We start from the raw sequence: 14,827 nt of genomic DNA, 5'->3' as shown, positions 1-14,827 counted from the left end.
GCGCTCGAACATCCAGTACCCTTTTTCCCCAACATCAAAGTTCAACACAACGATATCACCAGCGAACAAACAAGCACTCTGAGCCAAAATTTCAGCATTGGCGACATCACCTATCTAGCAGGTACGCAAGTAGCAACAGATTTCGATTTAAGTTACACCGATGCAACGCTTTATTACGAGTTACTCGATAACTGGATAAATCTGGATCTGGGTGTGACACTGAGAAAACACTCAGGCTATTTACAGGCAAGTTCAGTTGCAGCCAATATTTCCGAAAAAATAGATATTGATGCAACCACCCCAATGATCTATGGAAAAGCACAATTTGATTTACCGTTTAGTGGATTTTCAGCAGGAGTTGAGGGGAATTTTATTAGCTACGATGGTAACGATCTACGCGACTACAGTGCAAAAGTAGGTTATATGTTTGACTCAGCACTGGATCTTGGTGTTGAAGTTGGTTATCGGGTGATGACAATCAACATTGATGATGAAGATGATGTAAATACCAATCTGGATTTAAAAGGTCCTTATATCGCAGCAGTATTTCACTTCTAAGTGATTAACTATCGAATCATTCCCACAAGGAATGATTCGATAGCAAAAAAATTAAAAAGCACCCAACTTAAAATATAAATTGTAATCGCCGCTAAAGGTAAAACCATAACCAAGATATAGCGGCCCGAAAGGTGTTTCCCCTCCGAGATAAACCACCCCTGAATTAAGCCAATCATCAGTCTCCGACATGGTATAAATCGTTTGTAATTTTGCAGCTTCTAAACCAAAGCCCATGCGCAAGTCACCATTCAATCCTAACGGCATGCGCCCAATTATGCGCTCTGTACGCAGGTGCCCATAAACCGCATCATCACCCAAAATTTGATTAGTAGCGTAACCGGATAAATTTAAAAAACCACCTAACATGACGGTATCATAAAAAGGTAGCTCACCCTGTAATGATGCAATGTATGCAGTGCGCGCACCGAAAACAAAATCATCCACTTTAAATGACCCCTCCAAATCAATAGAGAGCTTTCGATAATTTTCCTGACGCGAATCAAAAACCGTTATATCACCACGCCATCCGTGTGATGGAAAATAAATACGGTTACGGCGATCCAAATTGATGGAAAATAAAACCCCACCGTAGCGCTCATCAATATCAGGCAATGAAACCGCACTAACATCAGCCTCGCCTCTCATGTGATATTCACGCCACCCAAATGTCGACTGCCCATAAACACCTAAATTAGTGCCGACCAGGATTTCGCCATAAGAGGTGTCTAACTCATACTCAGCAAGTTCAGTGTCATCCAAAAAGATACCAATCTTTTCAGTGTTCTTAAAATAACGAGGCTCAATAAAAAATTTATGTCGATAATCAAGTGGCTGATAATAATCAAGCTCAACAGATGATTCATTTCCTATGTCAACCGCCGCAAAAAATTCGCCACCGTAAGGATTCATCCAGGTATTGCGATAAGCGCTGCGCAAACTGAAATCAGAGCCCTGCCGATATTCGTTTTCAATAGAAAAACCAAAGGTGAGATAATCTGAACTCCAATTTTTTTCTTTGGCAGTGATTTCCAGAATATTTTGTTTGTTACGCCGAATCACCCGATAATCCACGTTGTCGTAGTAACCATCACCGTAGGTACGAACCAAATCTCGCTCTAACTTGACCCGATTCAGCAACGCCCCCTCCTGTTGCTCTATTTGGCGAGCAACATATTCAGGATGCACCCGCTCAAGCGGAGCAATTTCGATTTTGTCGATCCGAAGTTCACGTTCGCGTGCCACGGTATTTTTATATTTCTGCGCGGCATAGGTTTTTTCATCTACCGACAAAGCTCGCAGCGCATACAACTGTCGCTCTGCCGCCGCTCGCCCAACATCTGCAGCCTCTTCATAACGGGCAAAATCGGTAGCCTTGATATCACCCAATTCCGGGGCGATGTAAATGTCATTACCCGTAAGACTCGCTAATGAGCGCTCCACATTTTGCTTGGTTAAAATTCCGATCATCTGGGAGGTAACACTCAAGAGCGAGCCTACACTGTCGGCAGGCCTTAGTGGCGACCCCACATTCACTGCAATTACTCTATCCGCTTGACATAAATCGCGTGCAACTCCGATGGGCAAGTTATCAACCAAACCACCATCTACCAGTTTACGATTTTGATGTTCTACTGGCGCCATCAATCCGGGCACAGACATGCTGGAGCGCATCGCCTGGGTCAAACTTCCTTTGCGCAAGATAACTCGCTCACCAGTGCCAATATCAGTCGCAACAATAGCCAGCGGCAGAGCCAACTCCTGAATCTCGCGCTCACCCAAATCGGCATCCACCAACTGGTTAAAGAAGAGTTTTATTTTTTCTCCAGCAACCACACCCGGCTGAATCTGCATGCCGCGCTTGGTCAACCCCAACTCCGTTCCGGCAAGGTAGCGCTTGCTCACTTTCTTTTTGCGATAACTGAGCTGGGAATAGTCAGCCACATCAAGAAACATGTCCGTCCAATCTGCCTTGGACAGCTTTTCGCGCATATCTTTTGGCGACAAGCCAGCAGCGTAAGACCCAGCCACCAACCCGCCCATACTCGTCCCCACCACACAATCAATTGGAATACGTTCGCGTTCCAACACCTCAAGCACACCAATGTGTGCAGCACCGCGCGCGCCACCACCACCAAGAACAAGTGCAGTGCGTTGAACCTCAGCCGCCAACACTGTCACTGGCAGGAGGGTTACCATTAGCAGCATGGCAATTTTTATAGTCATCTATTTACGATCATCCTTTGAGTATTCGCGCTTAAATTTAGCATCGGCACCATAACAATCATTAGTTGCTATGCCTAGCTCAACAACAATCAAGCCCCCGATCAATATTTAACCTAAAAAATCGAAAAGGCCGTAAAGTAACGTCCATCAATTAATAAATACGAAGGATAAAAATTCTAAATTTCGACCTACATTTAGGAAGAACAAGATGACAGATCGTATTTATTTAAGACAACTGAACAGTTCATCTCAAAAAACGATCAAAAGCATAGAAATAGTCTTTATTTATCCTTCTTATTAATATTTTATCCCACATATTGGACATTTTTCGGTACAATGACCCACGATTTGATCTTTTTAGGAAATAAACCCATGACCAGTACCCAAGTCGATGACCTGAATGTGGTCTCGCAAGAGCTGCTGATTTCCCCGGCAGAACTTAAGAAAAAAATTCCGCTGACTGAAAAAGCCCGTGAGGTTGTTACCCAAGGCCGTGAAGTTGTCCGTAATATTTTGGATCGCAAAGACCACCGCATTTTTGTGGTGATTGGCCCCTGCTCTATCCACGATGTAGTCGCAGCAAAAGACTATGCACAACGCCTGAAAAAACTGGCCGACGAAGTTAGCGACTCTATTTACGTGGTGATGCGCGTGTACTTTGAAAAGCCACGCACCACCGTGGGCTGGAAAGGTTTGATCAATGACCCGCATCTGGACGACTCCTTCAAAATCGAAGAAGGCTTGCATATCGGTCGCCAATTGCTGCTTGATATTTCGGAGATGGGTTTGCCCACTGCTACCGAAGCACTTGATCCGATTTCGCCACAGTACCTGCATGATTTGATCAGCTGGTCGGCAATCGGCGCACGCACCACTGAATCACAAACACACCGCGAAATGGCGAGCGGCTTGTCGTCTGCAGTGGGCTTTAAAAATGGCACCGACGGCGGCCTGACTGTAGCGATTAACGCGCTTCAGTCAGTATCCAAGCCACACCGTTTTCTTGGAATTAATACCGAGGGCCAAGTTGCGATTATCCATACACGCGGCAATAGCTATGGCCATGTTGTATTACGCGGCGGCAATGGCAAGCCGAATTACGATTCGGTCAGCGTTGCGGTATGCGAACAAGAGTTAGCCAAAGCCAAAGTTGTACCTAACATTATGGTTGACTGTAGCCATGCTAACTCCAACAAGAACCACGAATTGCAAACGCTGGTTATGGAAAACGTTGCCAACCAGATCGTTGAAGGCAACAAATCCATTATCGGTCTGATGGTAGAAAGTAATATTGGTGCCGGTAACCAAAGCATCCCAGCCAATTTATGCGACCTGAAATATGGTGTATCGGTAACCGATGCCTGCATTGATTGGGAAACGACCGAAAGAACGCTTCGCAAGATGCGCGACACCATCAAAGAGTCTTTGCTTAATCGCAGCAATGTTTAACTGGAATATTAAGTTTTAAACTCAACTTGTTGATATAAAATGAAAAGCGGCCCATGGCCGCTTTTTTTATGCTCATTTTGAGAGCTGGCTCACGCACAAACTGTCAAATTTATCGACATTAATTGCCCTCATGCTATGGCCTTTTAAAACTCTGGCTGTTAGATTTCCAATTCCAAAACGCCCATTCAAAGGGCACCAGAACAATAGATATTTCCCAACCTGTGGAGCACCGTATGGCGCTTAACCGCCCACTCCAACAATCCGTAATACAGCTCCACAAGGCGCATAGTTTTGATGTGGCCGAAGCCGTTCAACGTGGCGAATTTGTACTAAGCCTCAGCACCATGCTGGGCTGCGATTACATTTTCGTAAGCCACAAAGGGATGCATGAATTGCTGGGAAGGAAGCGTATTGAAACAACAATCCGGGAACTTCTGGATATTCTGGAAACTTCGCCACACCAAAGCTTGGTTGTAAGTGCAGATGAAACATCCAATGGCGAGCTGGTGTTCACTCGATATGATTACAAATGGGTGCAGCGCCAGGTAACTGATGTTGTACCCACCCGCGTTACCCACCCAGATCAAGCTGACTTTATGCAGATGATGTTTGATTGCAGCAGCACCTGCTAACCACCGTGCTCAAAGGTTGAACAACAAAAATGCCGCAGCAAAACTGCGGCATTTTTTATTCTCCATCATTTTATTTATAAAGAACCTTTTATTCATAAACACCACAAGTGCCTTCCCTATGCTACTTTTAGGCTTATAAACCTAATAATTACACCTGACAGAGTAGCCCCTATGTACCTCAATCATGACCTGACAAAGATACTGCGATACTGCTTTTTAATATTTTTCAGTACCGCCCTCCCAGCCCTTGCAGCCGAAAATAAAACCGTCATCACCAATATGAAATCCAATGTGCAAACCGACTACATGAACGGTTTGCTCAAATTAGCCCTGTCTTACTCCAATAAAAACTATGTCTACTCCTCAACCAACGAGGTTTACTCGCGGCCAAGAGTGATGGAGTCAGTTAAATCAGGAGCGATTTCCGTGATGTGGGGTGGCACCTCGGAAGAGATGGAGCGGGACTTTCTCCCCATCAGGATTGATGCATATCGAGGCCTGATGAACCATAGGTTATTTTTCATCCGTCAAGGCGACCAAGCCCGCTTCGATAACATTCACACCCTGGAAGACTTGAAAAAAATCACCTTTGGCCAAGGCCGCAGCTGGCAGGACGCATCAATATTGGAAAGTGCGGGGCTCACGGTCATCAAGACCACCAAAAAACCCGGGCTTTATCACATGCTGGATGGTGGCCGATTCGATGCATTTCCGCGCGGGGCAAATGAAGTCTGGACTGAGCTGTCAGCCTTTCCCAACCTTAAATTGACGGTTGAGAAAAAGCTGGTGTTAATTTACCCGCTCCCCACGTATTTTTTTGTAACCCCAAAAGATCCGGAACTCGCCAAAGACATCGAATCAGGCCTTGAGGCTGCTATTAAAGATGGAGCATTTAATAAGTATTTTTATGGCAGCCCGGAAGTTCAGGATGCACTAGCCAAAGCTGATCTAGGAAATCGCAGAGCAATCCGTATCAACAATCCTTATCTACCCAAAGCCACTCCATTAGAGCGCAAAGAGTTATGGCTCGATTTGATGGGTAAACCATCCACCTCTGCAACCACTCCATTGAGTGACGCCACCGCGCAAGCGGCTCCATAAATCGGAATTTAGAAACTTTTGACGAAAATCAGAATCACAATTCAGCTACAAGGGCTAAAAGCGAGCGAGAAGCGTACCTTGCCGCCTGCCCTAAGCGATTTAATTCCGCTATAGTAAGACCTTGAAAAAGGCCTAAACCCTCCAGAGTTCAGGTCGGATGTTTCAAACACTTAAGACCGCAAGGCCCCAACGCGAGCCAAACCCGCGTTTTTGACTTTTTTGAGATGCACCTTATGCAAATTGTTGTTGTGAGATCGCTGAAATTCACTCTGTTTAGCCTGCTTGTAAGCATTTCGTCACTAAGCCTTGCTGACAAAATTGCGGTTCTTAAGCCCACACCGGAACAAGGAAAGGCAGTCGTCGATCTGGTTCAGAAACTCGATACCGAGCATTACCGGGATCAAGACTTTAACGATGCCCTCTCCTCCCGCTATTTCGACGAATACTTAAAATCGCTCGACAGCGCGAAAAACTTCTTTCTCCAGTCCGATATTGCCGAATTCGAAAAATTTCGCAAAACCTTTGATGACGATTACAAAAAAGGCAAACTGGACAACAGCTTTCTGATTTTTAATCGTTTCAACGAGCGCATGATCACTCGCCTTGAGTCTGTGGTTAAAACCCTTGATGACCCAAAAACCACCTTCGATTTTGATGTAGAAGAGTCCATCACTATCGACCGGGAAAAAGCACCGTGGCCAGCCAATCAAGCCGCAGCTGATAAACTTTGGCATCAATATCTGAAATCCAATTTGCTCAACTCTATGCTCTCTGGCAAAAAGCTCGAAGAGAGTAAAACCACCTTGCGCAAGCGCTATGCAAACCAATTGCGCAGAATCAAGCAGCAAACTTCAGAAGAAGCATTTAGTGTGATGATGAATTCACTCACCATGCTTTACGATCCGCACACCAATTACCTCTCGCCTGAAAACGCAGAGAACTTTGACATCAGTATGTCACTGGAACTGCAAGGTATAGGTGCTGTTTTACAAAGTGATGAGGACTACACCAAAGTCAGCAGCTTGGTTGCTGGCGGCCCCGCAGCAAAACAAGGCCAATTAAAACCGAACGACAAAATTGTTTCGATTGCCCAAGGTGCAGACGGTGAGTTTGTCGATGTTGTCGGCTGGCGTCTTGATGAAGTCGTAAAATTAATTCGTGGCCCAAAAGGCACTTTGGTGCGCTTGGAGGTAATGCCTTCTGACCCAACCATTACCACCAACAAAAAAATCACGATAAAACGCGAAACAGTAAAGCTTGAAGATCAGGCAGCGAAAAAAGCCGTTTTTGAAGTACAAGACGGCGACAAAACAATCAAGATTGGTGTAATTGATATCCCCACCTTCTACATGAACTTTGAAGCCTACCAAAAAGGCGATCCAAACTATAAAAGTACCACACGCGACGTTTATAATTTGTTGAATGAGTTAAACAACAAAGAAAAAGTTGATGGTGTCATCATCGACTTGCGCGACAACGGTGGTGGTTCTTTACCTGAAGCGGCAATGCTGACTGACCTATTTGTTGATCCGGGTCCCGTGGTACAGATTCGTCAGAGCGACGATACAATTTCGCGCAACTATCGCGCATACCAACCAGCAATGTATCGCGCACCGATTGCCGTTTTAATTAATCGCTTGAGCGCATCTGCTTCCGAAATTTTTGCTGGTGCGATTCAAGATTACGGTCGCGGAATTATTATTGGCTCAACCACTTTCGGAAAAGGCTCAGTACAAAACCTGGTCGAGCTAAAACACGGTAGATTGAAAATCACCGAAGCGAAGTTCTATCGCATCTCGGGTGACAGTACTCAACACCGCGGAGTTATTCCCGATGTTCAACTCCCTAGCCTGTTAGATCCTGATGAAATTGGTGAAAGTAGTTATGACAACGCATTGCCGTGGGATCGCATCCACCCAGCACCGCATCAAAACTATTACACCATCAGCAAATATTTGCCGACCATTGAAACTGATCATCAGGAGCGCATGGCTAAAGATCCTGACTTCATTTTCTTGAACAAGCAAAGTGCCATGTACAAAGAAGCAGCGGCGAAGAAAGATGTTTCCCTTCGTTTAGCTACTCGTCAGGAAGAGCAAAAGCAAATGGAGAAGCGCGCTCTGGATATGGAAAACCAAAGACGTGTTGCTAAAAACGAGAAGCCCTACGCTGATTACGCAGCGCTGAAAAAAGCCAACGGTGGCGATGAAGACGAAGATGCACCGCCAAAAGAAACCGATAAAGAAATCAAACCAAAAGAAGACCCTTACTTGATGGAAGCAGGTCATGTTTTGGCTGATTTTATCAAGCAGTTATCGAATGAGAAAAAGGTCGCCAAACAGTAACGTTTAGCCACATTCAGTTTATTGCAACTCAAAACACCTGATCAGCAATGCTCAGGTGTTTTTCATCATAGAGCCTTATATGAAAGCTATTTCGTTTAATGTAAACAGTCTCCGCATGCGTTTACACCAATTAGAAGCCGTGATCGCCAAACACAATCCTGACTTTATCGGACTACAAGAAACCAAAGTAAACGATCCAGACTTCCCGCTCGATACAATTCAGGCAATGGGATATCACGTCGAATATTTCGGCCAAAAAACGCATTATGGTGTGGCGATAATGTCAAAGCATCCCTTCAAGAAAGTCATCAAAGGTTTTCCTGGTGACGAAGAAGGCGCTCAGCGACGTTTTATCGGCGGTGTTTTTGATACACCAATCGGTGAAGTGATTTTGCTGAATGGTTATTTCCCGCAAGGTGAGAGCCGCGACCACGCGGTTAAATTCCCCGCCAAAAGAAAGTTTTATGCCGATTTGATCAGCTATATAAAAAATGCGGAGCACGCAGGCAAACAAATTATCTTGATGGGCGACATGAACATTTCCCATCAAGATATTGATATCGGTATTGGCGAAGACAACCGTAAACGTTGGTTGCGCATCGGCAAGTGCAGTTTTTTACCAGAAGAACGCGAATGGCTTAATGAGTTACTCTCGCTCGGATTGAAAGATAGCTTCCGCTCGCATTATCCAGAGACGAGCGACTTATTTAGTTGGTTTGATTATCGCAGCGGTGGTTTTGAGGATAATCCAAAACGCGGCCTACGCATCGACTTGATTTTAATGACCGAAAACCTGCTGGAGAAGTGCGTTGCATCAGGCATTGATTACGATGTGCGCGGGATGGAAAAGCCCTCAGACCACTGCCCTATCTGGGCGGAATTTAAAGCCAGCTGATAACCCAATCCTCCATGCGCCTATTGAGGCGTGTGGAGGATTAAATTAAATCACCTGGTTTCTGCACCACACATTTTTGGCAGGTGTTTTTTCAAAATCTCCGCTAAATGGCGCGTTGCGGGCCCGGCAAAATCGCGGTCTGCAAACGTCAAATAAGTTGTCACCTCTCGCTCAGCTCCCACCTCTACCGGCAAATATTTCAGACGCCCTGCGGCAATATCTTCGTGCGTATAAGCATCAGGAATCCACGCGTAACCCAACCCCATGCGAATCGCATCCAGCGAGGTTTTAATGTGGCTCACGGTCCAGCGCTGATCCGCCTCTTGCCACCCTTCTGTACGACGACGATATTGACCTGAGTCCCGCACGATAATTTGGCGATGCTGCCGCATATCTTCGGAATTGATTGATCGACCCAGTTGCTGCAATGGATGATCAGCACTGGACACTCCGTGCATTGTTACGGTCACCAATTTCTCACCCATAAAACCCGTTGGCACTCGCCCGCCGATGGCCAAATCCACCTGCCGTTGCAAGAGGGCATCCTCTGTTCCGCTCAATACCGACTCAAAGATTTCGACCCGCGTATCGGGAAAATCCTTGGCGAAAATAGCGAGGCACTGCAGTACGCGCGCAGGCGGAATAATAATATCGGCGGCGATCTTCACCAGCGGTTCGACGTGTATCGATAAACAACCGGCCGATTTTTCCAAACGCTCAGCTTGTTCAAGCAGCTGTTTGGCTCGACGATATAACAGCTCACCCGCCGGAGACGCCACAGCCTTACGCCCCTGCAACTGGAAAACCTTCACACCAAGAGCCGTCTCCAACTGGGATATAGCGTAAGAAACAGCCGACTGGCTTTTGTTAAGCAGCTCAGCAGCCTTAGCGTAACCACCCGCATCAATTACAGCCAATAACGCTCGCCATTGCTCAAGCGTGACCTTGTTTTCGGTAGTACCTGCCGCTGTCGGCGTTGTCATTTCTTCCTGAGCCATATCTCGCTATTCCGATAGTTAATCTGCAAACAATCCAATTATTCGATCATATACCACTAAATATCGCTATTTATCATTCGCTCGTCAAATCATTTAATGAACACATGGCAATCAAGCCACCCAAACGACGAGGAATTAAAGATGGCTACTCTTTTACAAATCAACAGCAGTTTATTTGGTGACAACGGTAACTCCAGCGTATTGAGCCAAGAGTTCGTACAAAGCTGGAAAGCGCAAAACCCTGCAGGAAATGTTGTAGTGCGTGATTTTGCAAAAGAAGATGTACCGCATTTGGACGCAGCACGAGTACAAGCTCTGTTCAGTCCTGCCGAAGGTCGTACCCCAGAGCAACAAGCAGTGCTGGATTACTCTGACAAAATCATCGCAGAGATAGAAGCAGCTGATGCAATTGTGATTGGTGTACCTCTGTATAACTTTGGCGTGCCTTCAACACTCAAGGCTTATTTCGATCACATTGCTCGCGCCGGTGTTACCTTCAAGTACACCGAAACTGGCCCAGTTGGTTTGCTTACCGATAAACCCGTATACATCATCGCTGCACGTGGTGGCGTATACAAAGGTCAACCAAGCGATACACAAAGTCCGTTCCTGACGACATTTTTGAATTTTGTTGGATTGAAAGACGTGCACTTCATTTACGCAGAAGGCCTGAACATGGGTCAAAAAGATCAGGCATTTACCGCTGCGAAAGCTGAAATTGCACAGGGTGTTGCGGCTTAATCCGCAACTCACCAGCAACAATCACCTCAACCTACAGGAGTAAATTTTATGCAACGCCAGTTACAGCAAATATTGCAAGGCCGCGACACCAGCGACGGTGCTGGTGTACGCATAAAACGCAGCCTTGGGCAACATCAGCACGCGCGCTTCGATCCATTTTTAATGCTGGATGAATTTGGAAGCAACAGCGCTGATGATTACATCGCAGGGTTTCCTGCGCATCCGCATCGCGGTTTTGAAACTGTAACCTATATGCTCGAAGGCCATATGCTGCACGAGGACCATATGGGTAACAAAGGTCACTTACGCAATGGTGATGTGCAATGGATGACTGCAGGTCGGGGAATTATTCATTCTGAAATGCCGCAGCAAGAACATGGGTTAATGCGTGGCTTTCAACTGTGGCTGAACTTGCCTGCTGCGGAAAAAATGAAACCCGCAAATTACCGCGATATTCCTGCGGCGGAAATCCCCGTCGCCGCACTGCCCAACGGTGGCAGCATCAAGGTAATTGCCAACAGTGCATTTGTGAATGGCAAAATTGTTAGCGGCCCAATCCAGGGGTTAACAACAGAAGCTATTTATTGGGATGTGCATTTGCCTTCGCAGGTAGAGTTTCATCACGCACTACCTGAAGATCACAATACCTTTTTGTATGTATATGAAGGGGACATTGTTATCGGCGAAGACAAACGCAAGCTCACCAAAGGTAATGCGGGATTGCTTGGAAAAGGTGATCAGCTAAGCGTTCAGGCAGTAAGTGAAGATACACGCTTTCTGGTCATATCAGGCAAGCCACTGAAAGAGCCAATTGTTCAATACGGCCCGTTTGTGATGAACACTACTGATGAAATTGAACAAGCTATCCAGGATTATCGCGCTGGAATCCTGGCTGCAGAATAGTAGGTAGTCGCACCAACAAAAAAGCAGGCCTTAATGCCTGCTTTTTTGTTTTCCATAAATCATTTTTCTAGAATGAGCCAATTAGAACTCCAACTGCAAACGCCCCTGATGGCGAACCATAGGTCTTTTTGTTTGCTGTACTAATAACGCCTGCGCATAGTGTTCTGCCACCGCGATTGCAGCACAATTGATGATGTCCAGATTACCAGCGTATTTAGGCAAGTAATCACCAAGTCCCTCTACACTCAAATCGATTCTGATGCCATCGTCCACCAAAACCGGGGAAGAATCCAATTTATAGCCAGGTACATATTGTTGGATTTTACGCAGCATAATATCCAGTTGAATATCTAATTCACCAAGATCAAAAAAGTCACCGTATGCAGTGACACTCGTTATCATCCTGGTTTCCAAATTGATGTCGTCGACCACCAGCTCAACATCAAAATCCGTTAATCCGGTATATTTTTTCAGGCCTGCCTTGGTGTTGTGATAATACTCATCCAGATTTGCCAGCGTTCCAGGGCCAATTGAGTTAGCAGAAACAATAGATTTAACTTCAATGTTGTTAACACCGGGCAGGCTTTTTGCCAAAACATAAGCAACAGGAATTGACGATTGACCGCCGCATGAAATCATACTGATGTTTTTATTTTGCAACACTTCGTCCATTCCAAGGGCAGGAACGCAGCACTCCCCTATTTGCGATGGCGTCATATCGATTGCGAGAATGCCGAGCTCATCAAAGATCTGCGCATGCTCAACATGATTGGCAGCAGAGGTTGCATCAAAAACGATATCGCAGCGATTGCGCGGTTCAAAAAAAGCATTTATCCCCTGATCAGATACATTAACACCCAAATCTGCTGCATAACGCATGCCTGGAGACTGCAAATTCCTACCAACAAAAACAACACACTCCATCCAGGGTGAGCGCAGCACTTTTACTAATAAATCTGCACCAATTTTACCCGTCCCTATAATGCCAACCCGCAGCTTTCCTGCTACTGGATCAAAAACATCTTTGTTACGCCGTAAGAAATCACCACTCAATAACGTTTTAATGAACTGCATAATTTAATCCTTAAAATTTATTTCATTAACCTGTATTTTTCTTGGCTTTCGCAACACAGCTAAAAGATTTCACAATCATTTATTCAATGAAATAATAAATGATTAGTTTCGCGAACCATCTCGCATAAAAAAATAATAATTAATAAATCATTATTTATGGTCTAAACCTCAATTATTTTCATCCTTGAAAAACCCGGATAAATGTAAGGAATAAATACATTATTTTTATTTAATAAGATTAATAACACTCAAAAAAATAGACAGCTTTTATAAAGATCATTTTTTATACCGATGATAATCCGCAAGACAAAATAAAAATCTATGCGCCATTTTTTTTATTCAAACCGAGAAACAGCTATCAAATAAAAAATGAGATAGTCATAATCCGCGCCCGTTAACACTTGTTAACCCAATCGTATTTTGTTGTGCGCTTACGCACGACGTCGAATTTTCATTGTTACACCTTATTGACCTGAACCCCCTGCTTCATCGCTACAGAAATTTTCGATAAATAGTAAAAGTAATCCCCGGTTAATCAGTTAACGCATTAATGATTGACTATAAGGATTAGAAAATACTTTGATCTGAGGTTTTGTCGAAATAAAAGTTTAATTTTTGACAGTTGACAACCAAAGGAGCATCAAGTGGTTAAACAACCCAAACATTATTTCGAGGCCATTCTGGAAATTAATGCGCCCTGGTCGGTACAGGATGTAAATATCGATGAAAAGAATAAGATCATTCAAGTAACCCTGTCTTATCATGCGGAAAAATCTCGTTTCTCTTTTTTCTCAAAGACAAATGAGACGGAAAACAACAAAATTGTTGACACGGGTTTAAGCAAGCGCTGGCTTCACAGTAGTATTGGCTACTACAGCTGCCACATTGTGTCGTCTTTTTATGATCGCAGCTTGTCGGGCTCCGGTATAAGCCGCGACGCACTCTTGCAGCCCAATTTTTTAGGCGATCCAAATCGCAACTACACACATCAGCTGCGTCAGGAAGTTGCACTTGCACACATTCGAGGCATCGCACCCAATGCAATCGCAAACATGCAACGTATTGATCAATCGCTGGTTGATGAAATTTTAAGTGATGTTGAAAAAACACCAGAATCTTATCGTCTAGCGACATGCCTTCCATGTGAATCTGACCCGATTTGGGAAAATATGATTTACGATAAATTTCATATCAAAACCCAATTGTTTCCCCTAAAGCTCATACTCTCAAAATTAAAACTGAGCATGATTGATCCGAAAATCGAGGTAAAACTCTCGGATTCTGTCAACGAGTTACGGAAGTTTTTTATTTCGCACATCAATACACTGGACGCGGAAATAGGCCAGATTTGCTCTCTCTCGATGAAGAAGCAGTCGGTCGAAGAGCGACGCAATGTCACCACCAAATTGGTTCTGCCTGCATTAAAAAATAGCATTTGGTTAAAAATGGTCACCGGTAAAATAGATCTTGGCTCCACCAATATGCCGTTAAATCTATTTCTGGTGCGTTTGCGCCATGCCTTTCACAATACTGACGACAATAATGCGCGCATATTCGCCCTGAACTCTCTGCGTGAATTTTTCCGCAAGAATGCTCGCAGCCTGAAGAAAGAACTGGTGTTGATTAATCAGCTAATGAACGCACCAGAAGAAAACCAATTTTCCTTGCCCGATGAGCGCAGTGACATTTGGAAGCGCATCTTAAAAGATGATGCTTTCATCCCGAGCTCACATATTGCCTATAAGCTGCTGCTTTCCAATCTTCGCTCACAGATGCTGATGAACCCCGACCCGGTTGTAGAACTGAACGCAGTGCGTCGCGTAAGGGACTTTATCAAACACAACCAACGGTTTATGCAACAAGAACTACGCATGGTTTTAAGCAGTAGTTACTAACACTTATTAGATC

The 14,827-nt window shown here is 44.8% G+C and carries 12 protein-coding genes; 9 read left to right on the top strand and 3 right to left on the bottom strand.

Features of this window, described 5'->3' with window-relative positions; all coding sequences use genetic code 11:
- The coding region (locus AAGC78_RS19995; protein WP_435785872.1) for a TIGR04219 family outer membrane beta-barrel protein at window positions 1-558 on the top strand (558 nt) is incomplete at its 5' end.
- Between the two features lie 51 nt (window positions 559-609).
- On the opposite strand, the gene AAGC78_RS19990 is transcribed toward AAGC78_RS19995, so the two are convergent.
- The gene (locus AAGC78_RS19990) at window positions 610-2,781 is read right to left on the bottom strand and encodes a patatin-like phospholipase family protein (RefSeq protein ID WP_435785871.1); all 2,172 of its coding nucleotides are present in this window, start codon (window positions 2,779-2,781) and stop codon (window positions 610-612) included.
- A gap of 372 nt (window positions 2,782-3,153) precedes the next feature.
- On the opposite strand from AAGC78_RS19990, the gene AAGC78_RS19985 reads away from it, so the two are divergent.
- The 5 genes from AAGC78_RS19985 to xthA all read left to right on the top strand — a co-directional run bounded on the left by AAGC78_RS19985 (window position 3,154) and on the right by xthA (window position 9,203).
- Window positions 3,154-4,230, top strand: coding sequence for a 3-deoxy-7-phosphoheptulonate synthase (locus tag AAGC78_RS19985; RefSeq protein WP_435785870.1), 1,077 nt, complete (start codon window positions 3,154-3,156; stop codon window positions 4,228-4,230).
- Between the two features lie 233 nt (window positions 4,231-4,463).
- Window positions 4,464-4,862 (top strand): hypothetical protein, encoded by a 399-nt coding sequence (locus tag AAGC78_RS19980; protein WP_435785869.1) that lies wholly within the window; start codon window positions 4,464-4,466, stop codon window positions 4,860-4,862.
- A gap of 279 nt (window positions 4,863-5,141) precedes the next feature.
- The gene (locus AAGC78_RS19975; RefSeq protein WP_435785868.1) at window positions 5,142-5,963 is read left to right on the top strand and encodes a diguanylate cyclase; all 822 of its coding nucleotides are present in this window, start codon (window positions 5,142-5,144) and stop codon (window positions 5,961-5,963) included.
- 233 nt (window positions 5,964-6,196) lie between these two features.
- Window positions 6,197-8,308, top strand: a complete 2,112-nt coding sequence (locus AAGC78_RS19970; RefSeq protein WP_435785867.1) for a carboxy terminal-processing peptidase — start codon at window positions 6,197-6,199, stop codon at window positions 8,306-8,308.
- Window positions 8,309-8,387: 79 nt separating this feature from the next.
- The gene (gene xthA / locus AAGC78_RS19965; protein ID WP_435785866.1) at window positions 8,388-9,203 is read left to right on the top strand and encodes an exodeoxyribonuclease III; all 816 of its coding nucleotides are present in this window, start codon (window positions 8,388-8,390) and stop codon (window positions 9,201-9,203) included.
- A gap of 50 nt (window positions 9,204-9,253) precedes the next feature.
- On the opposite strand, the gene AAGC78_RS19960 is transcribed toward xthA, so the two are convergent.
- On the bottom strand, window positions 9,254-10,201 hold the full coding sequence (locus AAGC78_RS19960; protein WP_435785865.1) for a LysR family transcriptional regulator: 948 nt from the start codon (window positions 10,199-10,201) through the stop codon (window positions 9,254-9,256).
- 141 nt (window positions 10,202-10,342) lie between these two features.
- On the opposite strand from AAGC78_RS19960, the gene AAGC78_RS19955 reads away from it, so the two are divergent.
- Together AAGC78_RS19955 and AAGC78_RS19950 are read left to right on the top strand one after the other, a co-directional pair.
- Window positions 10,343-10,942: an FMN-dependent NADH-azoreductase gene (locus AAGC78_RS19955; RefSeq protein WP_435785864.1), complete on the top strand. Its 600-nt coding sequence runs from the start codon at window positions 10,343-10,345 to the stop codon at window positions 10,940-10,942.
- Between the two features lie 48 nt (window positions 10,943-10,990).
- Window positions 10,991-11,845, top strand: coding sequence for a pirin family protein (locus tag AAGC78_RS19950; protein ID WP_435785863.1), 855 nt, complete (start codon window positions 10,991-10,993; stop codon window positions 11,843-11,845).
- A gap of 81 nt (window positions 11,846-11,926) precedes the next feature.
- On the opposite strand, the gene AAGC78_RS19945 is transcribed toward AAGC78_RS19950, so the two are convergent.
- A complete protein-coding gene (locus tag AAGC78_RS19945) occupies window positions 11,927-12,919 on the bottom strand; it encodes an acetylating acetaldehyde dehydrogenase (RefSeq protein ID WP_435785862.1) in 993 nt (330 codons plus the stop codon).
- A gap of 644 nt (window positions 12,920-13,563) precedes the next feature.
- Here AAGC78_RS19945 and AAGC78_RS19940 point away from each other — a divergent pair.
- Window positions 13,564-14,814 carry a hypothetical protein gene (locus tag AAGC78_RS19940; RefSeq protein ID WP_435785861.1) on the top strand — a complete coding sequence of 417 codons (1,251 nt, stop codon included), beginning with the start codon at window positions 13,564-13,566 and terminating at the stop codon, window positions 14,812-14,814.
- Window positions 14,815-14,827 lie beyond the last annotated feature (13 nt).

The sequence above is a fragment of the Cellvibrio sp. genome (genome assembly GCF_039207905.1).
Classification (GTDB): Bacteria; Pseudomonadota; Gammaproteobacteria; order Pseudomonadales; family Cellvibrionaceae; genus Cellvibrio.
Note: the sequence above shows the minus strand (reverse complement) of the source record. Positions and strands in the feature narration are given on the sequence as shown.

Coding starts and splice junctions, on each gene's coding strand:
- AAGC78_RS19985 (WP_435785870.1), top strand. CDS start 3,154: ATGACCAGTACCCAAGTCGATGACCTGAATGTGGTCTCGCAAGAGCTG.
- xthA (WP_435785866.1), top strand. CDS start 8,388: ATGAAAGCTATTTCGTTTAATGTAAACAGTCTCCGCATGCGTTTACAC.
- AAGC78_RS19955 (WP_435785864.1), top strand. CDS start 10,343: ATGGCTACTCTTTTACAAATCAACAGCAGTTTATTTGGTGACAACGGT.
- AAGC78_RS19975 (WP_435785868.1), top strand. CDS start 5,142: ATGAAATCCAATGTGCAAACCGACTACATGAACGGTTTGCTCAAATTA.
- AAGC78_RS19960 (WP_435785865.1), bottom strand. CDS start 10,201: ATGGCTCAGGAAGAAATGACAACGCCGACAGCGGCAGGTACTACCGAA.
- AAGC78_RS19970 (WP_435785867.1), top strand. CDS start 6,197: ATGCAAATTGTTGTTGTGAGATCGCTGAAATTCACTCTGTTTAGCCTG.
- AAGC78_RS19945 (WP_435785862.1), bottom strand. CDS start 12,919: ATGCAGTTCATTAAAACGTTATTGAGTGGTGATTTCTTACGGCGTAAC.
- AAGC78_RS19980 (WP_435785869.1), top strand. CDS start 4,464: ATGGCGCTTAACCGCCCACTCCAACAATCCGTAATACAGCTCCACAAG.
- AAGC78_RS19990 (WP_435785871.1), bottom strand. CDS start 2,781: ATGACTATAAAAATTGCCATGCTGCTAATGGTAACCCTCCTGCCAGTG.
- AAGC78_RS19950 (WP_435785863.1), top strand. CDS start 10,991: ATGCAACGCCAGTTACAGCAAATATTGCAAGGCCGCGACACCAGCGAC.